Origin of the sequence: Candidatus Laterigemmans baculatus (assembly GCF_010367455.1) — a bacterium.
Taxonomy (GTDB): Bacteria; Planctomycetota; Planctomycetia; order Pirellulales; family Pirellulaceae; genus Laterigemmans; species Laterigemmans baculatus.
In genome coordinates, this window is record NZ_WRPR01000016.1 from 72541 (window position 1) to 95545 (window position 23005).

General features: G+C 64.0%; 17 protein-coding genes and 2 pseudogenes. 1 reads left to right on the forward strand and 18 read right to left on the reverse strand.

All coding sequences use genetic code 11. From position 1 onward, the window contains the following. Window positions 1-12 precede the first annotated feature (12 nt). The 13 genes from GNK13_RS03350 to GNK13_RS21885 all read right to left on the reverse strand — a co-directional run bounded on the left by GNK13_RS03350 (window position 13) and on the right by GNK13_RS21885 (window position 16085). Window positions 13-1827: a V-type ATP synthase subunit A gene (locus GNK13_RS03350; RefSeq protein ID WP_164101024.1), complete on the reverse strand. Its 1815-nt coding sequence runs from the start codon at window positions 1825-1827 to the stop codon at window positions 13-15. Further along, window positions 1808-2476, reverse strand: coding sequence for a DUF2764 family protein (locus tag GNK13_RS03355; protein ID WP_164101025.1), 669 nt, complete (start codon window positions 2474-2476; stop codon window positions 1808-1810). The genes GNK13_RS03350 and GNK13_RS03355 overlap by 20 nt, the downstream gene beginning before the upstream one ends. Window positions 2477-2486: 10 nt before the next feature. Next, a complete protein-coding gene (locus GNK13_RS03360; RefSeq protein WP_164101026.1) occupies window positions 2487-3179 on the reverse strand; it encodes a hypothetical protein in 693 nt (230 codons plus the stop codon). Between the two features lie 18 nt (window positions 3180-3197). Continuing rightward, window positions 3198-3647 carry an ATP synthase subunit C gene (locus GNK13_RS03365; RefSeq protein ID WP_164101027.1) on the reverse strand — a complete coding sequence of 150 codons (450 nt, stop codon included), beginning with the start codon at window positions 3645-3647 and terminating at the stop codon, window positions 3198-3200. Then, window positions 3647-5446 carry a V-type ATP synthase subunit I gene (locus GNK13_RS03370; RefSeq protein WP_164101028.1) on the reverse strand — a complete coding sequence of 600 codons (1800 nt, stop codon included), beginning with the start codon at window positions 5444-5446 and terminating at the stop codon, window positions 3647-3649. Before GNK13_RS03370 ends, GNK13_RS03365 begins: the two co-directional genes overlap by 1 nt. Before the next feature lie 21 nt (window positions 5447-5467). Beyond that, window positions 5468-6061, reverse strand: coding sequence for a V-type ATP synthase subunit D (locus tag GNK13_RS03375; protein ID WP_203328901.1), 594 nt, complete (start codon window positions 6059-6061; stop codon window positions 5468-5470). Continuing rightward, window positions 6061-7437, reverse strand: coding sequence for a V-type ATP synthase subunit B (locus tag GNK13_RS03380; RefSeq protein ID WP_164101029.1), 1377 nt, complete (start codon window positions 7435-7437; stop codon window positions 6061-6063). The genes GNK13_RS03375 and GNK13_RS03380 overlap by 1 nt, the downstream gene beginning before the upstream one ends. 4 nt (window positions 7438-7441) lie before the next feature. Next, window positions 7442-10546: an efflux RND transporter permease subunit gene (locus GNK13_RS03385; RefSeq protein ID WP_164101030.1), complete on the reverse strand. Its 3105-nt coding sequence runs from the start codon at window positions 10544-10546 to the stop codon at window positions 7442-7444. Then, window positions 10543-11820 (reverse strand): efflux RND transporter periplasmic adaptor subunit, encoded by a 1278-nt coding sequence (locus tag GNK13_RS03390; protein ID WP_164101031.1) that lies wholly within the window; start codon window positions 11818-11820, stop codon window positions 10543-10545. Before GNK13_RS03390 ends, GNK13_RS03385 begins: the two co-directional genes overlap by 4 nt. A 229-nt stretch (window positions 11821-12049) precedes the next feature. Further along, a complete protein-coding gene (locus GNK13_RS03395) occupies window positions 12050-12682 on the reverse strand; it encodes a bile acid:sodium symporter family protein (RefSeq protein WP_164101032.1) in 633 nt (210 codons plus the stop codon). A 6-nt stretch (window positions 12683-12688) separates the two neighbouring features. Continuing rightward, window positions 12689-15169, reverse strand: coding sequence for a glycogen/starch/alpha-glucan phosphorylase (locus GNK13_RS03400; RefSeq protein ID WP_164101033.1), 2481 nt, complete (start codon window positions 15167-15169; stop codon window positions 12689-12691). A gap of 16 nt (window positions 15170-15185) precedes the next feature. Further along, the gene (locus tag GNK13_RS03405) at window positions 15186-15938 is read right to left on the reverse strand and encodes an LOG family protein (RefSeq protein WP_164101034.1); all 753 of its coding nucleotides are present in this window, start codon (window positions 15936-15938) and stop codon (window positions 15186-15188) included. Between the two features lie 21 nt (window positions 15939-15959). After that, entirely contained in the window at window positions 15960-16085 is a 126-nt protein-coding gene (locus tag GNK13_RS21885) for a hypothetical protein (protein WP_261345387.1), read from the reverse strand. A gap of 47 nt (window positions 16086-16132) precedes the next feature. Here GNK13_RS21885 and GNK13_RS03415 point away from each other — a divergent pair, with 47 nt between their 5' ends. After that, a complete protein-coding gene (locus tag GNK13_RS03415) occupies window positions 16133-16282 on the forward strand; it encodes a hypothetical protein (protein WP_164101036.1) in 150 nt (49 codons plus the stop codon). 176 nt (window positions 16283-16458) lie between these two features. Here GNK13_RS03415 and GNK13_RS22040 read toward each other — a convergent pair. The 5 genes and pseudogenes from GNK13_RS22040 to GNK13_RS21405 form a co-directional block, all read right to left on the reverse strand. Continuing rightward, window positions 16459-16596 (reverse strand): annotated as a pseudogene (locus GNK13_RS22040) (hypothetical protein); the annotation flags it as partial. Between the two features lie 20 nt (window positions 16597-16616). Next, a pseudogene (locus GNK13_RS22045) lies at window positions 16617-16757 on the reverse strand (phosphoglycerate mutase family protein); the annotation flags it as partial. Between the two features lie 10 nt (window positions 16758-16767). Beyond that, window positions 16768-19185 carry a phosphoketolase family protein gene (locus tag GNK13_RS03425; protein WP_203328904.1) on the reverse strand — a complete coding sequence of 806 codons (2418 nt, stop codon included), beginning with the start codon at window positions 19183-19185 and terminating at the stop codon, window positions 16768-16770. 161 nt (window positions 19186-19346) lie between these two features. Then, window positions 19347-21584 carry a tetratricopeptide repeat protein gene (locus tag GNK13_RS03430; protein WP_164100972.1) on the reverse strand — a complete coding sequence of 746 codons (2238 nt, stop codon included), beginning with the start codon at window positions 21582-21584 and terminating at the stop codon, window positions 19347-19349. Window positions 21585-21596: 12 nt separating this feature from the next. After that, on the reverse strand, window positions 21597-22808 hold the full coding sequence (locus tag GNK13_RS21405) for a YybH family protein (RefSeq protein ID WP_203328902.1): 1212 nt from the start codon (window positions 22806-22808) through the stop codon (window positions 21597-21599). Window positions 22809-23005: the final 197 nt, after the last annotated feature.

Consider the following 23005-nt stretch of genomic DNA (forward strand, 5'->3'; position numbering starts at 1 on the left):
TGGTCGCGTGCATCAACCCTTCGCCGAGCGACGCGGAAGCTCACCAGCGATGCCGCTTCGCTCGAGGGTCTCAATTTGCTCGAGGTGTTTTTGATATTCCTCGGAGCCGAAGGGAGCGTAGTTGAGATTCTTGTACTGGCTTGTCAGCGTCGTGAAAAAGCTTCTCGCTTCATCCTTGTCTGCAAAACGATAAGGTCGCTCGAGCAAGCGTCTAAGGAGCAAAAATGATTCCTTTTGGCGTTCAATCGAGACGGATACATCGACCGGATCAAAGGCGTCCTGTTGGAGATAGACCATGTCGAGGAAGGTCGCCTTTTGCCAGGTGACGAAATCATCTAAGGAAACGCCTTCTTCACCGGTGACCTGCATCATTTGGTAGATCGCGCTGCCCGACTGGAGCAGTTGCGACATGCGGTGGACCGTCTCGGTCCAGTGCGGATCGAGCCGCTCGTCGAGGCGTGGTCCGAGTTGCTGCAGGTAGCGGGACCAGGAGATCAGCGGGTCGATGGCCGGATAAAAACGTTTGTAGGCGCGGTCGTAAGACAGACCCAGAAAGCACTTCACCGCGCTCAGTGTGGCTTGCGTCACCGGTTCCTCGAAGTTGCCCCCGGCCGGAGAGACGGTGCCGACCATCGTCAGGCTGCCGACCGATCCATCGCCAGTGCGAATCAGCCCGGCGCGTTCATAGACTCCCTTGATGGCCGAGTCGAGGTACGCCGGGTAAGCCTCTTCGCCGGGAATCTCTTCGAGTCGGCCGGAGGTTTCGCGCATCGCCTGTGCCCACCGCGAGGTCGAGTCGGCGATTAGGAGGACGTCGAGCCCCATTTGCCGGTAGTATTCGCCGAGGGTGATTCCGGTGAAGATCGACGCCTCCCGGGCGGCTACCGGCATCGACGAGGTGTTGCAGATGATGATCGTGCGGTCGATCAGTTTGCTTCCGGTCCGCGGATCGTCCATGTGGGAAAACTCGGTGATCGTCTCGAGGACTTCTCCCGCTCGTTCGCCGCACGCCACGACGATGACCACGTCGACCGCGGAGTAGCGTGCGATCAGCCCTTGCAAGACGGTTTTGCCGGCACCGAACGGGCCGGGGATGCATGCCGTGCCTCCGCGAGCGATGGGGAAGAAGGTGTCGATCAGCCTCAGCGTCGTTACCAGCGGTTCGTCGGGGAACTGCCGCTCGGCGAGCCTGCGTCGCAGGAGGGCTGCGGGAAGCGGCCGTCGCACCGGCCAGGTTTGGGAGAGCGTCAGGCGATGCTCGATGCCGTTGCTATCGCGAGCCACCGCGACGGTGTCGCGAACGGTGAACTCTCCGCCTTCGATCCAGGTCACTTCGAGTTCGCGGGGCAGTCCGAACGGCACCATGATTTTGTGGCGGATGCGACGTTCCTGGACCGCTCCCAGGACGTCTCCGGCATTCAGCTTGTCTCCGACTTTGCACGCCGCCTGGAAAGTCCACCGCGGCTCGGTGTCGAGTGCCGGAACGCTGCGGCCGCGCTGCAGGAAAAAGCCGTCCTGCTCGGCTAACTTGTAGAGCGGGTTTTGCAAGCCATCGAAGACGGTTCCCAGCAGGCCTGGCCCCAGCGAAACCGACAACATCTGGTGGGTCAAATCGACAGCGTCACCGACTCGCACGCCCTCGGTGTCTTCGAACACTTGCAGGTCCGCTTCCTGCCCGAACACCCGGAGGATTTCGGCTTTCAGGCGGCGGTCGCCGACGTGGATGTAGGCCACTTCGTTTTTGACGATCGGGCCACCGTTCGCGGCGATCGAAACAATGTTTCCACTGACCCCGATCACGCTCGCATCAGTTGTCAAAGTGGACATGATCTTCCAGCAGTGTTTCGAGGAGGGATTCAAATCGTTCCCGTCCGGCGATCGCGTTTTGACTGGTCCAGCGATGGACGATCGCCCAGCGGGCCACGTACAGCAGCACGGCTTCGAAGCTAAAGTGACGGTGGCTCGCCTCGCGGCTCCACCGCGTCCAGCTGATCGCCAGGATCAATTTTTCCAACTCGCGGGCCGCGCCCACGGCCAACAGTCGATCGGCTTCGGCAATCCACGGAAAACGTGTCTCGAGGCCGAACAGAGGCTGGTTCCAGCGTCGCCGGATCGGTTCGGCGAGTCGCCCCACGCCGGGCGGAGCTCCGCCCCCTTGCCGCCGCCGGCGGAGTGCGCTCAGGATCGTACGGCGGTCCATGTGGTCGTCGATGAATTCCCGCAGCAGCGGGTGACGGATTGTGTCTATCAGTGCTTGGTAATTGGTGATCACATCCTGGTCGGACTGCTCCAAGGGTTGGCGGTCCCAGGCCAGAAAGTCCAGTAACCGGTTGAGGACCATTGCATCGTCGGGACTCAGCATCTGGAGTCGCTGTTCGAGTCGAGACCGGGTGATAGGGCACCGCTCGACGTCGAACCGCGGTGGCAGCGCCGGGAGGCTGCTGAGAAGGGTGTAGTAGGCGGGGCGGGCCAACATTGCGACGACCTCACACCTGTGGACGTTCCATGAGTGCGCGAAAGCGGGGTGCCAGGTATTCGATCAGCAGATTGGAGACGGCTTCGTCGGTGAGATCGATTTCTACATCCTCGCCTTGAAGTTGGACGCGGATGCCGGGTTGCTGGTCGTCGGCGGGAATAAAGGTCAGCCCTTCGCGGAGCACTTCGGAGGCGAGTTCAAGAACGAAGCGGCTGAGGGAATTTTCGGAAAGATCTTGCGGGTTCTGCTTCAGCTCTTCGTAGGTCATCAGATTGGCGGGCAACAGGACTGTCATCGGACTCTCGTCCTGCGGGACTGAGCGATGAGCAATTTCTAAGATCAACCGCTGGAGGAAGGAGCGGTCTTGCATGGTGTGCGAGACGAGACGCCGCACCTTGCTGACGAAATCCGCCCGCAGAGCCTCCTGGAGTGCCAGCACGGCGTCGCGCGCTGCCAGCCGTAACGCCTCCTCGGTCTGGCTTCGCAGCCGATCCGCTTCGACGCGAGCCGTCGAACGAATTTGCTCGGCTTCCCGCTTGGCCTCGTCGAGGATCCGGACGGCTTCCTCCCGTGCGGCGGCCACCAGCGTCTCCGCTTCGCCGCGTCCCTGAGCGACTCCCTCGCTACGGATGCGGTCGATGAGTTCCTGCACGCCGGAGGTCCGTTCCTTGCCGTCCCGCTGCTCGGCTTCTGCGATAGCCATAGTATTCAAGCCTTTCTTTTAACCCGGAGGGATTCCGCCGCTGACGACCAGGGCGAACACGAAGGCGAACACGGCAAAGCCTTCGACAATGGCTGCCGGGGCCACCGAAAGACCGAAGACTTCGGGTTTGCTTTTGCTCGTGTTGATCGCCGAAGCGCAGCAGGCGCCTTGGTAGATCGCGCAAATCATCAGCGCCAGTCCCGTGAGCATTCCGATCGAGAACAAGCCCGGAGCCGTGGCTTCGGTGACCTCGCGGTTCAGCGCAAACATGACGACGATGCCATAGATGATCTGGGACGATGGCAGCGCGGAGAGTCCGACGTACCGTCCGTAACCTCCTTCGATGTCCAGCATCGCTCCACATGCGGCCTGACCGGCACGCGCGCATCCGATGACGCTGCCGATCGCACTCAAGGCCAACGGACCAAAGATGCCAAGCCAACCCAAGGCGATGATGTAGCTGTCCATTAAGTGACGACCTTTTTATGGTAGGAGCGAAACGGCGTCCCCTCTTCGGTAAGGCTCCAGTTAAAAAATTCGATGCAATTCAGCCGCAGGCCGTGCACCACGCCTCCCACGAGCCCCAGGACCAGATTGATGCCGTGGCCGGCGATCAAGACCACCACCGCGAGCAGAACGCCGAGGCCGCGAAACTCGCGGACATCCGCAGCCAACTGGTTGAACGTGACGGCGAGTTGGGCACTGGCGAGCCCCAGCGCGAAGAGCCTCAGGTAGCTCAACACGTCGCCAAACAACTTGGTGACGCCGGTGAGCGCGGTGACACCGTCGAACAGCCGGCCGGCCCAGGCCCGAGGCTCGGACCAGACGAGCGGCCGATCGCTGCTGAACAGCAAGACCATCAGCAGCCCGATCACGACCACGCCGGTCCCGACCGCGGCGATTTGGGGGGCGGCCGGAATCTCGAGAAGACGGGTGGCGATCAGCAGGGCGCCGAACATGACCGCGATCCAGCCGACCGAACCGAGCGCAACGGCGCGGTGCCGCGCGTGCCAAGCGCGAATCAGGTTCGCCAGCGTGAGATGGGCCACACCGATCAGGATCGAGAGTGCCATCATCTGGCCGCGCTCCTCGAAGTCGAGCACGCGAAAGCGACCGAGCAATGAATCGGGGCGTGGTGCGAGGCCAAAGTAGCTGCCGAGGAGGATCCCAAAGACGATCGTCACCGTCACGATCGCCAGCAGCAGATAGCGAAACTGGGCTCCCCGCGGAGTCGCCCCCAGCCGTCGCCACGCCAGCAGCAGCGCCAGTCCCAGCAGCAGCCCATAGCCGGCATCGGCCAGGATCATGCCAAAGAAGAGGCTGAACGAATAAAACATAACCGGCGTCGGGTCCCACGCACGGTACGCCGGCGTGATATAGAACGTGACCGCCCCTTCGGCACCCGCTACACCGTCTCGGTTTTTCAGCAACGTGGGTGGTTGATCGCTCTCGGCGGGGGCTGTGAAGCAGACGGCCAGGCCGTTCCGCTCGGCCATCGCTTCGATTTCGGACCGGGCATCTCGGGGAGCCCACCCCCGAATCGCGAACACATCGGTTTCGCGAAGAGCCATCTTTTCAGCCCACGACTGTGCGGCTCGATCGTCCGTTTCGTCGAGATTGCGCTGCAGCAAATCGATCCAGCGCGTCAATTTCACCCGCTGCCAGTGGAGTTCTTCGAGCAGTTCGTCGAGTTCATCGCGGCGGGCGAGGAGCTCCGACAGCGGTCGCCGATCGAGTTCGACTCGCTCCCCCGGAAAGCCTTCCGGCGGCTCGGGAGCGACGGCCACCACGTACAGCGAAGTGGGATCTTCGGCCGCGATCGTCAACGGCACCTGGATGCCGGCGAGTTTGGGGGATTCACGCCGCGGCACACCATAGAACCAAAGCCGAGCATTTCCCAGTTCCTCCGCCGGCGGCACGCGGAACTCGCCCCACGGCGTCAGCTGTGCGATCGCTTTGTGCACGGCGTCGCGCTCGTCGCTGAGTGCTTGCTGGCGACGCTGATTCTCGAGCGTCTCGGCGATCACCCTCGCAGCGTCAAATTCGCCCGTCCGCTTTGCCGCGCGCCGCTGCGTCGGGCAAGCCCGCAGGAACTTGAGCGCTTCCCGCGCTTCCGGTGAGACAAGCCCCTCGACCGGTGGATGGACCTCCGAGGGGTTCAGGTTCACCAGATGCATGCAGCCGAGACGCTGCAACGCCTCGAGCACCGCTTCGCACTGCGGGGCGGCACCATACAGCGTTACTTTATCAAGTGCCACGATCGACATGATGTTCTACGTCTTCATGTTCTACGTCTTCGACTTGGCGATCTTCGACCGCACGACCGCCGACCGCTCTTGATCGGCTAAGAAAATCTGAATCCGTTGGATGCTTTTCTGGGCCTGAGGGATGAGCACTTTTTCGAACAGGTTGACGCGCTGCGTCACGCGGCGGCTGGCAGCATCCAGGAGTTGCACGCGCCGTTGCTCCACCGCTTGCCGAATTCGCAGTCCGGCCATTTGCCGCAGGCCCTCGATCAAGGGGTCGACCCAAAACGGAGTCCCCAACGTCGAGTACGGAGCCACCTCAAAATTCACTTCCCGGGCCACCGGGAGCGTGACACCCGCGAGGTTCTCTTGTTCCACGCGGACCGATTTCACTCGCACCAACCGCGACAGTTCTCGGGTCGCGAGGGTGGCGCCTCCCAGGAGCGGATAGACCGCAGCGGCCCGCAACTCCTCCTGCCGCATCTCCTCATTCAACGCCTCCAGCCGCCGCCGCGCTTCCTTGAGGGCCGCGAGCAATTGCTGGCGTTTGAGGTCGAGCGAGGGGAGGTACTTGCGAAACAGTCCCAGCTGATCGCGCTGTTGTTTGAGCGAACTTTTATTGAGCGCGAGTGCCATCAGGCGGCCCCCTGAAGCTTGAGTTCCGCCACCGACTGCGGGGCGCTGCGGGGAAAGTATTTGCTGACCAGCGATTCTTTCATCAGCAGTTCCTGCGGCTCAAAACATTCGGCCAGTGTCCGCCAGCAGAGGTCGAGCGCATCGTTGAGGGGGAGCGAAACATCGATATCCATAAAGCGCGCCTGAAACAGCCCGCCGAACCGCAAGAGTTTTGTGTCGAAGGCCGATAGGTCGAACGCCATGGCTTGTTTTTTTTGCGCTTCCCGCGCCCCCGAGTAGAAGCGGACCATCGTATTCATGATCTGGCCGTGATCCTCGCGGGTGACCTTGCCAATCACCTGCTGCTTCAGCCGCGACAGGGAACCAAAGGGATCGATCGCCCCATCGTGGAGATAAAACTGACCCTCGGTGATGTAGCCCGTGTTGTCAGGAACGGGGTGGGTCACATCGTTTCCAGGCATGGTGGTGACGGTCAGAATCGTCACCGACCCGGCATCGCGGTAATTGCAGGCCCGTTCGTAGCGGACTGCCAACTGACTGTAGAGGTCTCCCATATAACCGCGATTGGACGGCACGCGTTCCATCGAGATTCCGATCTCTTTGAGCGCATCGGCATAGGCCGTCATGTCGGTCATCAGCACTAGGACCCGTTTTCCCTGCTCGACGGCGAACCGCTCGGCGACTTTGAGAGCCATGTCGGGGGCGAGGATCCGTTCGACGATCGGATCCGAGGCTTGATTGACGAACATCACGGTGCGGGGAAAGACGCCTTCGTCTTCGAAGCGAGTGCGGAAGAAGTACAGATCGTCGAAGATCATTCCTAGACCAGCGAAGACAATCACGTCGGCGTCAGCCTGAATACCGACTCGGGCCAGCAATGCGTTATAAGGTTCTCCCGCGATCGAGAAGATCGGAATCTTTTGACTCTCGACCAGGCAATTGAACACATCGATCATCGGGATCTTGGTCTCAATCATTCGTTTGGGCACCGTCCGCGTCGTCGGATTCACCGAGGGGCCGCCGATGTCCAGGTGGGGATCATTGATCAAGTGGGGGCCGCCGTCGATTGCGTCGCCAGCGCCGCTGAAGACGCGGCCGAGGATGTTGGGTGAGTAGGGGACGCGCATCGGGTGCCCCAGGAAACGAACGCGGGCGGCGGTCGAGAGTCCTTTGCCTCCGGTAAAGACTTGCAAGGCAGCCTGGTCGTGCCGAACCTGGACCGTCTGAGCCAACGACTGCTCGCCATCCCAGTTTTCCACCACCGCTAGATCGCCCAGCCCCACCTCCCGCGCCCGCACCGTCAGAATGTCGCCGACGATCGACACGATGTGGGTGTGGCGAGTGAGGAATTGAGCGTAGGAAGAGGGGCGGTTCATGGGATCAGCTGCTGGGGGAAGGAATCCGGTAAAAGGCCGCGTAGAGCACCGGGACGCCGAGCACGGTCAGACCGGCGCCGAGCGCGAGGCCAAACATGATGGCCACCGCCATCGAGACCCAGAACACGTCCTGCAGCAGTGGGATCACGCCGAGTACGGTCGTGCCGGCGGCCAGCCCCACGGGGCGGAGCCGCGACAGCGCCGAATGGACGACCGCGTCGTAGTCACTCTTGCCGCTCGCTTTTTGGGCGTTGATTTCGTCGAGCAGGACGATCGCATTTTTGATCATCATGCCCGAGAGGCTCATCACCCCCAGCAAGGCCACGAATCCGAGCGGCTGGCCGACGACCAGCAGTCCGATCGTGACCCCGATCAAGGCGAACGGCACCACGGCGACGATGATCAGAGGAGGGCGAAAGGCATTGAACAAGCTGACCAGAATCAGCGCCATCAGGAGCACTGCGGGGATCATTCCAGGGATCAAGGACTGCTGTGAATCGCGCGAATCCTCATACTCGCCTCCCCACTCGACGCGGAAGCCGGGCGGCAGCTGGGCGGCGTAGGCCTCGATTTGGGGCAGGATGTCTTCGCGCATCCGCGAGGCGGGGACGCCATCGGGGGTCCGCGCCTGGACGGTGATCGTGCGGCGGCGATTGAACCGATTGATCTGAGCTTCTTCCCATTGGACGTCGAGCGTATCGATGACTTGGGACAGCGGCACGGTTTGCGGTGAGAGGGCCGGGTGCACTTGCAACACATCGATTTGCCCTGGAAATTGCCGCCGCTCGCTGTCGATGTGCCGAGCGAGGATCGGGTAGAGTTTGTCGCCCTCGCGGTATTGGCCGACGGACAAGCCGTCGTAGGCACGCTTCGCCGCGGCGGCGATATCCGAGCGAGTCACGCCCGTCCAGCGGGCCCGTTCCTGGGCATAGTCGGCAACGATCTTTTTGGTTTTCTGTCGCCAGTTGGTGCGGACGATTTCCGCGTAGGGACTCCCTTCCATAATCTCCACGGCACCGTTGGCGACGTTCCGCAGCGTCTCGGTGTCGACCGTGCCCGGGCCGGCCACCCGCAGCTCGACCGACCAGGTATTGCTGGGACCCAGCCCGTAGCGGCGGATCACCGGTTCGGCCTGCGGCACATTCTGCTTCAACCATCGATTCAGCTCCGGCACGAGTCGATTCAGATCGTCGAGCGAGCGGACGTTGACGATGAACTGGCCGTAGGACGGGTTGGCCGCCTCGGGTTCGACCGGGAGATAAAACCGCGGCGGCCCGGCGCCGATGAAGGAGGAAACTGATTCGACTGCCTCGTCGGCTAGCAGGTGGGTTTCGATCCGTTCCATGTCGCGGGAGATCGAGTCGATGTTCGTTCCCTCGGGTGCCCAGTAGTCGACCATCAACTGCAAGCGGGCCGAATCGGGAAAGAACGTCTTGTCGATGAACGGAAAGAGCGACAGCGCGCCTGCCAGGGCCGCGACGAGCGCCACCACGACTGCCCATCGCCAGCGGATCGCCCGCTCCAGGAGGCCGCGAAAGGCTGCGAACAGCTTGCCGCTGTAGATCTCGCCCGAGCCGGCGGTTTTCGGATCCGGGAGCATCCAGATGCACAGCAGCGGTGTGGCGGTGACCGAGAGAATCCAGCTGATGATCAGAGCGATCGCCACGACTTGAAACAAGGAGGCGCAGTACTCTCCGGCACCCTCCTCCGAGGCATAGATCGGATAGAACGCGATCACGGCGATCAAGGTGGCCCCGAGCAACGGCCAGGCGGGCTGGGTCGCCGCTTCGATCGCCGCCTGTCGCCGGCCCATTCCGCGCTGCAGGCGCACCAGGACGCCATCGGCCACGACGATCGCGTTGTCGACCATCATGCCCATTGCGATCACCAGCGCCCCGAGCGACATCCGCTGCAGGTCGATTCCCAAGATCGCCATGCAGAGGAACGTGCCGATGATGGTCAGCAGCAGTCCCGACAAGCCGACGACCGAAGCGGTCCAGAACCCCATGAAGATCCAGAGCACCGCGACGACGATCGCCACCGACTCGATCAGGCTGATCACGAACACGTCGATCGACTCGTCGACCTGATCGGATTGCCAAGAGATCTTGTGCACCTCGATGCCGGTCGGCAATTGCGTCTGGAGATCGGCCAGCGCGGCGTCGAGCCTCTTGCCCAGCGTGACGACGTTCTCGCCCGACTGATTCGAGATCGCCAGACCAATCGTCGGCGTGCTCGCGTCGCCCGTCGCGCGGCTCTTGAAACGCATCCGCGTCGTAGGAGGCTCGACCAATCCCCGGCGGACTTCGGCAACGTCCCCGAGCCGCAGGAGCTCCTCGGCCGCCCCGGCCTCGGGCAAGCTCCGACCGCGGAGCGTCAAGTCGGCGATGTTTTCCGGGGAGGTGAAGTCTCCAGTCTGGTCGATCCGGATCCGCTCCTCGTTGAGATCGAAGCCGCCCGAGTTGACCACGAGATTTTGTTCGGTCAGTGTCCGCTGGATCTCCTCCATCGTCAGGCCGAGCTGTGCCAAGCGGCCTTCGGAGACATCCAAATAGATGCAGCGGGTTGGCACTCCCCACAGTTCGACGCGAGCGACCCCGGGAACCAGACTCAGCTCTTTCTTGATGTCATCGACGCGACTTTCCAGTTCTTCGTAGGAGAAACCGTCGGCGGTGACTGCGAGTAGAAAACCGTAGACGTCGCCGAAGTCGTCTCCCACGACCGGGATCCCGGAGCCCGGCGGCAGGCTGGGGGTCACATCGCTAACCTTCCGCCGCAGCTCGTCCCAGATCTGCGGCAACTGCTCGGCCGGGTACTGGGGCAAGATCTCCACTTTCACCGACGAGAAGCCGGGGCGGGAAACCGATTCGAGCTTTTCCACCTGGGCCATTTCTTGGATTGCGATCTCGATCCGGTCGGTCACCTCGAGTTCGACCTCCTCGGCACTGGCACCGGGATAGGTGGTCGAGACGGTGGCGTTCTTGATCGTGAACTCGGGATCTTCGAGTTGCCCCAACGCGAAAAAGGCTCCGATCCCGCCGAGGACCAGCAGCAGCATGCTGAAGCCGACAATCGTGCTCTTTTCGACGCTCCCGGCTGCAATGCTCATGCTGGGCTTTGCTCCTCAAGTTCAGGGAGCCGCACCGCCTGGCCTGCTTTCAGATAATGAACGCCTGCGGTGACCACCCACTCGCCCGGCTCGACCCCGGAGATTCTCAGCCCATAGGGGGTCGTTTCGAGCACGGCCACCGCCCGCGGCTGGACGATGCGATCGGCCGGGTCCACGATCCACACCTGCTGCTCTTCCCCTTGGTCGAACACCGCTGCTGCGGGAACGACATAGCCCGGGGCGGCGTTGTTCGCACTGGAATTCCCTCGACCGCTGACGGTCCCCGTCATCCCCGGGCGAATGCCGGACTCCGGAGGAGGCGTGAACCGCAACTTGACGGGATAGGTGCGGGTCGTCGGCGATGCTTCGGTCCCGATTTCAGCGATCCGCGCTGGAATCGGATCGTGGGGATAGGTCTGAATCTTGACGAAAGCCTCGGTCACCTGGGGGACCAGGGCGATCAGGTTTTCGGGCACGTCGATGCGGATCTCCAGCTCCGCTCGATTCACCATTCGGACGACGCGCTGCTGGGGCTGGACCACCTCGAAATTTTTGACGTACGTGCCGGAGATCACTCCGTCGAACGGCGCCAGCAGTTTCGTGTCGGACAGTTCATCCTCGGCCCGCTCGACCGCCGCTTGCAGCGACACGATCTGCGACTGCTTGGCTCGGATCTCTTCGGGCCGCGCCCCTTGCTCGCCGATTCGCAACGCTTCCTTGGCGTCGATCACCGCTGCATCGGCCACCCGGGCTTGGGCCGCTGCGAGTTCGGCTTCCGATGCCGAGGCGGCATTGTTCTCCACGAGCTCTTGAAAGCGGCGATTCTCAGCACGGGCATATTCGGCGGACGCTTCGGCACGCTCCACCGCTGCCTTGAGCTGCTCGATCTCCTCCGGCCGAGCCTTCCGCATCGCGTCGAGTTCCGCCTGCGCTTTGAGCAATGCGGCCTGCGCATCCCGCAGCTTGACTTCGAAGTCACGCGTATCGATCTGTGCCAGGAGCTCTCCCTTGCGGACCTCCTGTCCCAACTGGTTCGCCGGAAAGGCGACGAGGGGTCCGCCGACGCGGAACGAGAGATCGACCGCATCGATCGCTTCGGCCGTTCCGGTGAACGTTCGGCTGAGCAGCGTGGGGGTATCGCCAATGCGGATCGCGCGAACCGGGCGGATCACCTCGGCTACCGATTCCTCCTCGCGACACCCCCAACCGATGGTCGCGGCCGCGAAAACCGCCACGAGGCCACCCAGGCAGGAGCGAACATGCTTTGCAGCCATCGGTTGATCCACGTCCGCTTGGGGCGCCTCAGCGCCGGACACGTTTCCCAGGCAAGGGGTGCCATTGCCGCGTTTTTCGCTCGAAGCGATTCTCAGTCCGAATCGCTGCGGTCCAGCCGCAATTTATCCCCCCCTATGCGGAGGGCTGATGATTTCGCCTCTTTTGCCCGGTTCACGCTCCCGGCAGTCGATGCGGCTGACCTACTCGAACTGTCACACAGTGTGCGATTCAGCGCAGGCTGTGCCACCGTGGCCCGCCGCCCGCCCCCATGTCCTTTGTCCCCATTTCAAACGGGACGATCAGAATCACACCGACGGTCGCCAGCGTCAGCCCTTTGCTGAGCCGTTCCGCCGTAGGCCGGATGCGTCTCGCCGACTCCGGTTTGGCCCGACCGATCGCCATGCCAACGCACAGCGGCAACAGCTGGGTGAGGAGCAGGGTCGTGACGATCTTGGCCGGATCGACTCCGGACGCTTCGGCACCCGTCACCAGCCTTAGTAGAGGGCCGAGAGCCAGCGGAGCCACAACTGCGGACGAGCTGGCCAGGAGGGCCATCAGCCCGGTGGCGACAGCGACGTTTCCCTTGGCGATGCCCGTCAGCAAGGGGATGTAAGGCGCGCCGGGACAGAGGGCCAAAATCAAAAAACCGGCCGCCACCATCGGGTTCGGTTCGATGATCAGCAACAGTCCCACGGTGACCGCTGGCACGAACCCATAGTTCGCCGCAGCCGTGCGGAGCAGTAAACGCCAGTCGCGGGCGACGCCGATAAGATCTCGCCATGCGATGCCCAAGCCCGTGGTGATCATCAACTCGACGAGGGTCACGAGGACGAGCGCGTTGATCAGCCGATCGGCGGCCACGATCGGTCACTCCACCGGACACGCAACGGCGTTCCAAATCTCCGCGGCGTATTCGGCGATCGTCCGGTCGCTGGAGAATTTTCCGGAGCAGGCGGTGTTGAGCACCGCTTTGCGTGCCCAGGCCTGGCGATCCTGGTAGAGTTCCCCGAGCCGCTGCTGGGCGTCGGCGTACGAGGCCAAATCGGCCAGGTGCATGTAGTAGTCGCCGCGGTCGAGCAGAACCTGACGAATTGGTGCGAAGATGCCCGGTTCGTCGCGGCTGAAATGATCGCCGAAGATCAGCTCGAGCGCGGCGCGGGTCTCCGGTTCGTGCTCGTAGTGCCAAGCCGGCTGGTACCAGCCCCGGCTGGAGAGCACCTGTTCGGCGGTCAGGCCGAACAGAAAGAAGTTCTCCTCCCCCGCCTCGGCAGCCATTTCGATCGTCGCCCCGTCGCGGGTGCCGATCGTCAGCGCGCCGTTGATCATGAACTTCATGTTGCCCGTCCCGCTGGCCTCGTAGCCGGCCGTCGAGATCTGCTCCGAGACGTCGCTGGCGGGAATCAGCCGCTCGGCCAGCGAGACGTTGTAGTTCGGCAGGAAGACGACTTTGATCCGCCCTCGCGAGACCGGATCGGCATCGATCACCCGGCCGATATTGTTGATCAGCTTGATGACCAGCTTGGCCAAGTGGTAGGCGGGGGCGGCCTTGCCGGCAAAGAAGAACGTCCGCGGCGGGAGGTCCAAACCGGGATCGTTGCGGAGCCGGTTGTAGAGCACGATGATGTGCAGCGCATTGAGCAACTGCCGCTTGTACTCGTGAATCCGTTTGATCTGGCTGTCGAAGATCGTCTCCGGATCGACAGCGACACCCGCGGTCGCCGCGAGCCAACTGCTGAATCGCTCCTTGGCCGCTCGCTTCGTCCGCCCGATTGTTTCGCGAAAAGCCGCGTCTTCGGCCAGGGGGAGGAGCTCGCGCAGCTGGCCGAGGTCGGTCACCCAGCGGTCGCCGATCGCCTCGGTGAGCAGTGCCGACAGATCGGGATTCGCCTGCAGCAGCCACCGCCGCGGCGTGACGCCGTTGGTCTTGTTGTTCATCCGCTCGGGATACATCTCGGCGAAGTCGCCGACGACGCGAGTCCGCAAGAGCTGCGAGTGGATTTTGGCCACGCCATTGGTGCTGTGGGTGCCGACGATCGCCAGGTTGCCCATCCGCACGTGCCGCGTCGGCAATTCGCCGATCAAACTCATCCGCTGCCACCGCGGCTCGTCGGCCGGAAACCGCTGCCGCACGTCCTCCAGGAAGCGGCGGTTGATCTCGTACACAATTTCCAGCGAACGAGGGCAGACGATCTCAAAGAACCGCACTGGCCACTGTTCGAGCGCCTCGGGCAGCAGCGTGTGATTCGTATAGGCCAGCGTCCGAACCGTCAGCTCCCACGCCTCGTCCCAACCCAAGCGGGCTTGGTCGAGCAGGATCCGCATCAACTCGGCGACCGCCATCGCTGGGTGCGTATCGTTGAGCTGAATGGCGACCTTCTCGGGGAGCGCGTGCCAGTCGTTGTTTCGCTGGCGGAAGCGGGCGACAATGTCGCTCAGCGAGCAGCAGACCAAAAAATATTCCTGGATGAATCGCAGGGCTTGCCCGGCCGTGGTCGAATCGTCCGGGTAGAGCACGCGGGTCACCGTTTCGGCCATCATGCGATCGACGATTGCTCCCACGAAGTCGCCCGAACTGAATTCGCCAAAATCGAAGACATCCGGGGTCGATGCTCCCCAGAGTCGCAGCGTGTTGATCGTCCCTCCCTCATAACCGACGACGGGCCGATCGTAGGGCACGCCCAGCAAATGCGTCGTGTGTCCCGGAACCGCCCGCAGCACGCCTTCGTCGAGCCGGAAAGCGCAGCCGACCAGCACCGAGACCGTCTCCGCCGGTTTGGCGACTTCCCAGGGATCGGCTTGGGCGAGCCAGTGGTCGGGGGCTTCGACCTGAAACCCGTTTTCGATCTGCTGGTGAAAGATCCCGTACTCGTACCGCAGCCCGTACCCCGTCGCGGGGATTTGCAGCGTGGCGAGGGAATCGATGAAGCAGGCTGCCAGTCGCCCCAGCCCGCCATTGCCCAGTCCCGCATCGGGTTCCGATTCGACCATCTCGGTCCAGTGATGGTGAGGATCGGCGGCGAGCGTTGCGCGGGTCACTTCTTCGGCGCCGAGGTTGATCACGTTGTTGACCAGCGTCCTGCCGATCAGAAATTCCATCGACAGGTAATACACTTGCTTGGGATTCTCCCGCGCATGCGTCTGCTGGGTCCGCAGCCACCGCTCGGTCAGGAGATCGCGGAGAGCCCGCGCCGCGGCCTCGAACCGTTCGCGTTGGCTGGCGCTCTCGGCGGTGACCGCGTGGTCAAAGATCAGGTGCCGCTCGTACGCGCTCTGCTGCGGCTCGAACCGCAAGTCGAGCGGACCGCATTCATACTGCTTGGGTTCTTCCGCGGTCGTGACGTTGGCCATGGCTCGGGTCTCATGTCTAAAGGCTGCCGACTTGTCCCGTTTGCTGCTCGCGTTCGCTTTTCCAGATCGCGTGGTGCTCGCGGAGCAAGGCGATCGCCTGGTCGGCCGTCGGTACGCAGCGGGGGATTTCGATGTCTTCGGGATTCGCCAGGGGGACGTCTTCGCGGAGCAGGCTCCTTCGCGCCCACTCGACCAATTCGTCCCACATCTTGCCGACCAGGATCAGCGGCGCGTCGTGGATGTGCCGCACCTGCAGCAGCTGCCAGACCATCGTGAGTTCCAGGACCGTACCGATTCCCCCGGGGGCGACGACAAAGGCGTCCGAAGCCAAGACGAAGTGGTGCAGCCGCGTGAAGAACGTCCGGTGCTCGAAGGCCTGTTCCACGAACGGATTCACGTGCTGCTCGAAAGGCAAGTGGACGCGGATGCCCACCGAGTGGTCGCGCTGCGGGGCACCGGCCGCGGCGGCCCCCTCGTTGGCAGCTTGCATGAGCCCCGGGCCGCCGCCGGTGATGATGTCACAGCCCATCTCGCTGAGCGCCTCGGCGACGCGCTTCACTTCGCCATAGACGTAGCTTCCGGGCTGGGCGCGTGCTGATCCAAAAATCGTGACCCGGTACCGTTCCCGCTTCGAGGGCCGCAGCCGGGTAAGGTTGTTGACGACTTCCCACAGCCCCAGGACGCTGCTGACCAGGACCTCTTTGACGGCTTCCTCGTCCGCCAAGCTGATCGTTCCCGGCTTCTCCCAAGGAATGCTTTCCGTACTCATCCGAGCGTCTCCGAGGAAGGGTCAGTAGTTTCCGCCTGCCGGTGCCGGGGTTTCGCTGGGCACGAAGAGCATCGCCACCGCACGCGATTCGACGCGGTACGTTTGCTCGGTCGTCCGCAGCAGCCGGCGGTCGATCAGCAGCGACACGAAGCGGTGCACAGAGGAGCATCGGCATCCCGATCGGGAGGAGCGTCGTGGCTAGAAAATTTTTCACCTGGCGGTTCCGCAACTTCTCGATCGCGGGGTCGTCCGTGGGGCCTTCGACGCCGCAGTTCCAGCTGCGATTGTCGCTGGCCCCATCGCAGTTGTTTTCGCCGTTCGCTTCGTTGTGCTTGTGGTTGTAGGAGACGAGGTCGTTGAGCGTAGAACCATCGTGACAGGTGATCAAGTTGACGCTCTGCTCGGCCTCCCGCTGCTCATGGCCGTAGACTTCGGGGCTTCCCAAAATGCGGTCGGCAACTCGCCGCACCGCTTGGCGGTCGTCGTTCTCGGAGACCACGACGCCGCGTCCATACGGATCGAGCAGAACCGTGCTTTCTTCGAATCGCAATCCCCGCCCGGGATCGACTGGCCCCGTCACGCGGTAGCCATAGATCTGTCCCGCCTCGGCGCCTGGAACGAACGTGTGCCAGTAATGGTAGGTGCGGTTGGTGGTCCCCTCGAGCGGAACCGCGCCAGCTGTTCGCCGAGTTGAAACGCTCGCTCCTCGCCCCGCGCGTTCAGCGGGATGTCGGTCCGGCCGGTGTGCTGCCGCGACTCGGTCCAGGCGGTATCGCCATGTCGGGTGACGAACAGGCGGGGTAGATGCGGCGTGCTCATGCCTGGCCTCTCAGACGTTGTCCCCTTCGGTGGACGTCCCGGCGGCGGCCGCCGCCTGATCCGAGCCCCACCTCCAACCGCTCAACTCGGGCATATCGTCGCCGGTCTTGGCGATGTACTGCTTGTGGTCGATCAACTTGTCGTGGATCGCCTGCTTGAAGTAGGCCGCCCGGGCGCCGAGCTGTGGCAAGCGGTCGATCACATCCTCGACCAAGTGGAACCGGTCGAGGTCGTTCAGGACCACCATGTCGAAAGGCGTCGTCGTCGTCCCCTCTTCCTTATAACCACGCACATGGAGGTTCTTGTGGTTGGTGCGCCGGTAGGTCAGCCGGTGGATCAACCAGGGATAACCGTGGAAGGCAAAGATCACCGGCTTGTCCTTGGTGAACAGCGCGTCGAAGTCGCCATGCGAGAGCCCGTGCGGATGCTCCTCGGACGGCTGCAGCTTCATCAGGTTGACGACGTTGACGACGCGAACCTTCAGCTCCGGCAAATGCTTCCGAATCAACTCGACCGCGGCCAGCGTTTCCAGCGTCGGCACATCGCCGCAGCAGGCCATCACGACGTCCGGTTCGCTTCCCTTGTCGTTCGAGGCCCATTCCCAGATGCCGATCCCCTTGGTGCAGTGCTTGATCGCTTCGTCCATCGTCAGCCACTGCGGTGCGGGTTGTTTGCCAGCGACGACGACGTTGATGTAGTTGCGGCTTCGCAAGCAGTGATCGGTGACCGAGAGGAGCGTATTGGCATCGGGGGGCAGGAAGACGCGGATCACCTTGGCTTTCTTGTTGACGACGTGATCGATGAACCCCGGGTCTTGATGGCTGAGCCCGTTATGGTCCTGCCGCCAAACGTGCGAACTGAGAAAGTAGTTGAATGAGGCGATCGGTCGCCGCCAAGGGATCTCATGGCAGACCTTCAGCCACTTGGCGTGCTGGTTGAACATCGAGTCGACGATGTGGATGAAGGCTTCGTAGCACGAGAAGAACCCGTGGCGGCCGGTCAGCAGGTAGCCTTCCAGCCAGCCTTGGCACTGGTGTTCGCTGAGCACCTCCATCACCCGGCCATCGGGGCTGAGCCGATCGTCGTCGGGATAAATCTCCGCCATGTAGCACCGCTTGGTCACCTCCAGCACGTCCTGCCAGCGATTCGAGTTGTTTTCGTCGGGGCTGAAAAGGCGAAAATTGCGGCTCTCGAGGTTCAGCTTCATGACGTCGCGAAGGAACGTTCCCATGCCCCGCGCCGATTCGGCGACCGTCTCGCCCGGCTGGGCGACCTGGACCGCATAGTCGCGGAAATCGGGCATCCTCAAGTCGCGGAGCAGCAGCCCACCGTTGGCATGGGGATTGTCGCTCATTCGCCGCGAACCCTGCGGCGGCAGTTCCGCCAGCTCTGGGAGGAGTCGCCCCGCCTCGTCGAACAACTCCTCCGGCCGGTAGCTCTTCATCCACTGTTCGAGAATCTGGATGTGCTCGGGCTTGTCCATATCGCCCATGGGCACCTGATGGCTCCGCCAATAGTCCTCGCACTTCTTGCCGTCGATTTCGGCCGGGCAGGTCCAGCCCTTGGGAGTGCGGAAAATGACCATCGGCCAAGCGGGGCGGCGGACGACCTCTTGGCTGCGTGCCGTGGCCCAGATCTCTTGGATCTCGGGCACGACCGTGTCGAGCACTTCGGCCAGCCGCTGGTGCACGGCCGCTGGATCTCGCCCTTCGACGAAGTACGGCTTGTAGCCCATTCCTTCAAAAAACTTCTGCAGCTCGTCCTGCGGGATGCGAGCCAGGAAGCAGGGGTTGGCGATCTTATAACCATTGAGATGCAGGATCGGCAGCACGCAGCCATCGCGGGCCGGGTTGAGGAACTTGTTGCCATGCCAGCCGGTGGCTAGCGGCCCCGTCTCGGCTTCTCCGTCACCGACGATGCAGGCGACGATTAGATCGGGATTGTCGAACGCGGCTCCGTAGGCGTGGCTGAGCGCGTAGCCGAGCTCGCCTCCTTCGTGGATGCTGCCGGGCGTTTCCGGGGCGACGTGGCTGGGGATCCCGCCGGGAAAGCTAAACTGCTTGAACAGCTTCTGTATCCCGGGGACGTCTTGACCAATGTTCGGATAGCGTTCGCTGTAGGTCCCCTCGAGATACGCGTGCGCCACTAGCGACGGCCCGCCGTGGCCGGGGCCGATGATAGAAATCATGTTCAGGTCATCCCGCTTGATGACCCGGTTGAGGTGGACATACAGCATGTTCAGCCCAGGCGAGGTGCCCCAGTGCCCGAGCAACCGCGGTTTAATATGTTCCCGCCGCAGCGGTTCTCGGAGGAGCGGATTGTCGAGCAGATAGATCTGCCCGACCGACAAATAGTTGGAAGCCCGCCAGTAGGCATCGAGCTTTCGCAACTCGTCGTCCGAAAGCGGCCCAATCGCTTCGGCGACCATGCCATTCGGGGCGCTCGACGGTGCTTCGGGGATGACGGACGCCATTGCATTCGTTCCTTATCAAGCGGCAAAACCCTGAGCCGACGGCGCTAGCCGCGGGTGCTGCCGACGGCGCTAGCCGCGGGTGCATCAGCGGACACGTGAACAATCGAACCTAGCGCCTACTCCTGTCGCGTGCGTTGAAAGTTGAGCCCGGGATCATTCGGCTCGCCCCCCACCATCTGGAAGTGCAGCCGGTTGGGATCCGCCAGCGCCAGTTCGGCCAGCAGCACGCCTCCGCTGTTCGGTTCCATGGCCAAGACGTTCCCTTCCACGGCATACACCCCTTGGACTTGCTCTTCGCGGGTTCCCCGCCGGAAGCTCCAGGTGAAGGTGCCGTCTTGAGTGAGCGTCATCTGGTACTTCGCAGCCCCCTCGCCACTGGCTCCCCAGTCGCCGACGAGGGTCGCCGGAGGGACCGGCGGAGCAGTACTGGCGGGCGGCGTGGTGTTGGCGGGCGGCGTGGTGTTGGCGGGCGGCGTGGTGCTCGCGGGCGGCGTGGTGCTCGCGGGCGGCTGCGTCCCCGCCGGGGGAGTCGCGGCATCGCGGGGACTCAGCTGCCGGACCAGGCTGGCTGAGACGGTGTCGGCCGGCTGCAGCTGTTGGACGTGGCGGAACATGTCAAGCGCTTCTTGGCTGTACCCTTGCGTCAGGTAGTGGTAACCGAGCAAGAAGTGGGCGGCCGCGGCATCGGGTTTCTGCTTGGCTTCGGCTTCGAGCGTTCTGAGCTGAGCGGTGTAAGTGTCGACATTTGGATAGAGGCTGGCCAGCGTCTTCCAGTCCCAGCCCGGGCCCACGGCCAGCACCGCATGGATCGCTGCCGCCGATTCGTCATACCGCTGCAGCGCAAAGAGCACCAGCGAGCGGAACTCATGCAGCACCGCGTCGCGGGGCAATTCGACGGCCGCTTCATCGACCAGCGCCAAGGCCTTGGCATAGTCGCCGTCGTAGAAGGCGAGCCGCGCCTGGTCGAACTTTTCCAGTTCCTGAGGTTCGGGACCCGCTGGGGGCTCCGCGGCCACGGTCTCCATCATCGGCTGGGAGATCGGCTCGGTGAGGATCGGCTCGGCGTAACTGATCGCTCCGCTCTCGTAGTACGGATTCGAGTACCCCGCTCCGTAGCCAAACCCATAGCTCAGCCGATTGACTCCCCACCACGTCACGCCCATCGCGGCGGCCACCGGGTGCTCATCCCACATGTAATCCCAATAGCCCCAGTAGCCCGGCGCGTAACCCCAGTACCAGCCGCCGTACCACGGATAGTGATCGTCGCGCCACTCCTGCCAGTCGTCGCGGACCTCGTCGCGATGGTCCTGCCAGTCGTCACGAATTTCGTCTCGGTGGTCGTTCCAGTCCTGACGGACCTGATCCCAATCCCGGTCCGGAAGCTGGCTCGGTCGCTCCCGGTCGCCAAAGCGGTTATCACCGAAGCGGTCATCGCCCCCGAGCCGATCCTGGAGCTGGCTGCGCCGCTCGCCGGCAGGCAGTTGGTCGGCGATCGGCCGATCGCCGAGGGGGCCCCGATCGCCGAGTGGGCCCCGATCGCCCCCGAGTCCGGGTTCCCTGCCGAGTCCAGGCTCCCTGCCGAGTCCGGGGAGGGTGGCGGGTCGAAAGTCGGTGCGATCGCCGATTCCCGCGCCGATGATCGCGCCAGCACCGGCGGCGGCCCCCAGCCCTCCGGCGGGGAGCGTCGAGGGGCGCGTCGCCCCCGCGCCTCCCGCCCCTCCGCGATCCGGCCGAGTCGACGGAAGCGTCGTGGCGATCGGGGGGCGATCTCCCATTCCCGGGCGTGTGCCGATTTCCGGACGAGCGCCAGTTCCCGGACGCGTGCCGATCTCCGGACGAGCGCCAGTTCCTGGCCTAGCCCCGCCGCTGGGCAATGCTCCGAGGCTTGGTCGCCCGCTGGTGCCGGGGCGGCCGCTGGGAAACGGGCTCGGTTGCCGCACCCCCGGGCTCGCCCCCATCCCCGTGCTGGGCCGCATCCCCGTGCTGGGCCGCGTCCCCGTGCTGGGCCGAGTCCCGGTGCTGGGCCGCGATGCCGGACGCGACGGTTGGCTGAACGACGGGGTGCGACCGGCTGAGGGGCGCGACATCCCGCCGCCCGAGTGTCCGCCGCCCGAGTACCCGCCGCGGGACATGCTGCCGCCCGAGTACCCGCCGCGGGACATGCCTCCGCCGGAGTATCCGCCGCGCGACATGCCTCCCCCGGAAAATCCGCCGCGAGACATCCCGCCGCCCCCGCGCGACATTCCGCCCCCGCCTCCCCGCCCGCCGCCGCGACCGCCGCGGCCGAGCACCTCCTCGGCGGTCCAGACCCACAGGCACAGCAACGCCAGCCCCCAGACGACCTGCGACTTCATGTTCTCAGTCCCTTATTCGTTGACCGCCTTGGGAGCGTTAGGAGCTTCGGGAGCCGCGGGAGCCGCGGGAGCTTCGGGAGCTTCGGGAGCCGCGGGAGCCGCGGGAGCTTCGGGAGCCGCGGGAGCTTCGGGAGCCGCGGGAGCCGCGGGAGCTTCGGGAGCCGCGGGAGCTTCGGGAGCCGCGGGAGCCGCGGGAGCTTCGGGGGCCGGCGGGTTTTGCGCGAGGGCCGCGGGGAGCGGTGGTTCGCGAACCACTTTGACCTCCACCGGCGGCTGCAGCTCCCCACCGACGACGCGGTCGTGGACCCGCCACACGTAGCCATCGGTGCCGGTGGGGACGATCTCGCTCGTGGCCGCCGCGGACAGCCCGTCGGCGCGGACGCCGGTCGACTTGATCAGCCACGAATCGCCCAGCCGTAGCCAATGTCCCTCGGCAAATCCGCCTTCGCTGTCGAAGATCCAGGAGCGGATTTGCTGGGTCAGCGGGTCCCAGCCGATCCGCTGCTCGACGCGCATCGCGTCCTGTCCGGCGAGCTGAACGGCCATCGTTTGCAGCAGGTAGTTGCCGTTCTCACTCCAGCGGCAGGAGGTCCGCACGACGGTGCTCCCGCCATCGTCGACCCACTCGCCGACCAGCCACGCCAGCGGCAGCAGATGCTCATGGTGCGTGGGCGGTTCACCGGCGGTGTCGCGGGCCGCGGCCATCCACCAGCGGCCATCGCGTTTGAGGTGCAGGACGGTGTAGCGTCCGTATTCGGGCGTTTCCTGCGGTGCGGAAAGTTCGCGGACCGCTCCGACTTCGACCGCGACGTCCTGGCCGATCACATGCAGCGAATCGACGGCGACCTCCAGTTGAGTCTGCGGGGCGTCGGCGAAGACTTCACGAAAGTTCTGCTCGATCGCCTCGCGACCTTCGACCGTGTCGCCCGCTTCGGTGATGATTTGGGCTTCCGGGGAGAACAGCGCCGCGAGCGCCGCCGCGTCGTGCGCGTTGTAGGCTTTCACGAACGCCTCGACGTTCGCCAAGATCGCTTCTTCGTCCGCCGACCTCGGCGTCGCTGCGGCGGCATCCCCACCGCTCTCCACGTGTTCCGCTGCGGGAAGCTGGGGGGCCGGAGGTTGGGCTGGCGGCTGGGCCGGAGGTTGGGCTGCTGCCCAGGGGGCCGCCGCAAGAGCGAATGCGACGGCGATCCAATTGCATGCTCGCAACCGCTTGCATGACACGGCATTTCTCCTGAAAAGGCGGCGAGTGCCGAGGCCCGCGACAGGAATCGCGATCCGCGTCTGCCGTCCACGCACGTGTCAGACCAAATGTTCGGCTGCCGGCTCGCCCGCCTGGGGGCAGCGCAGCGAAAGAGCCGAATTCCCGGCGGTCTCCGTGGCTTGATGAGCGAAAGCCGATCTCGGCGCGGCCATCCCGC

What these genes read in the sequence shown, in the direction of transcription:
- GNK13_RS03365 (WP_164101027.1), bottom strand. Translation starts at nt 3,647, where the DNA reads ATGGACAGCTACATCATCGCCTTGGGTTGGCTTGGCATCTTTGGTCCG.
- GNK13_RS03355 (WP_164101025.1), bottom strand. Translation starts at nt 2,476, where the DNA reads ATGTTGGCCCGCCCCGCCTACTACACCCTTCTCAGCAGCCTCCCGGCG.
- GNK13_RS03400 (WP_164101033.1), bottom strand. Translation starts at nt 15,169, where the DNA reads ATGGCCAACGTCACGACCGCGGAAGAACCCAAGCAGTATGAATGCGGT.
- GNK13_RS03425 (WP_203328904.1), bottom strand. Translation starts at nt 19,185, where the DNA reads ATGGTCGCCGAAGCGATTGGGCCGCTTTCGGACGACGAGTTGCGAAAG.
- GNK13_RS03370 (WP_164101028.1), bottom strand. Translation starts at nt 5,446, where the DNA reads ATGTCGATCGTGGCACTTGATAAAGTAACGCTGTATGGTGCCGCCCCG.
- GNK13_RS03390 (WP_164101031.1), bottom strand. Translation starts at nt 11,820, where the DNA reads ATGGCTGCAAAGCATGTTCGCTCCTGCCTGGGTGGCCTCGTGGCGGTT.
- GNK13_RS03405 (WP_164101034.1), bottom strand. Translation starts at nt 15,938, where the DNA reads ATGAGTACGGAAAGCATTCCTTGGGAGAAGCCGGGAACGATCAGCTTG.
- GNK13_RS03385 (WP_164101030.1), bottom strand. Translation starts at nt 10,546, where the DNA reads ATGAGCATTGCAGCCGGGAGCGTCGAAAAGAGCACGATTGTCGGCTTC.
- GNK13_RS03430 (WP_164100972.1), bottom strand. Translation starts at nt 21,584, where the DNA reads ATGAAGTCGCAGGTCGTCTGGGGGCTGGCGTTGCTGTGCCTGTGGGTC.
- GNK13_RS03350 (WP_164101024.1), bottom strand. Translation starts at nt 1,827, where the DNA reads ATGTCCACTTTGACAACTGATGCGAGCGTGATCGGGGTCAGTGGAAAC.
- GNK13_RS03360 (WP_164101026.1), bottom strand. Translation starts at nt 3,179, where the DNA reads ATGGCTATCGCAGAAGCCGAGCAGCGGGACGGCAAGGAACGGACCTCC.
- GNK13_RS03375 (WP_203328901.1), bottom strand. Translation starts at nt 6,061, where the DNA reads ATGGCACTCGCGCTCAATAAAAGTTCGCTCAAACAACAGCGCGATCAG.
- GNK13_RS03380 (WP_164101029.1), bottom strand. Translation starts at nt 7,437, where the DNA reads ATGAACCGCCCCTCTTCCTACGCTCAATTCCTCACTCGCCACACCCAC.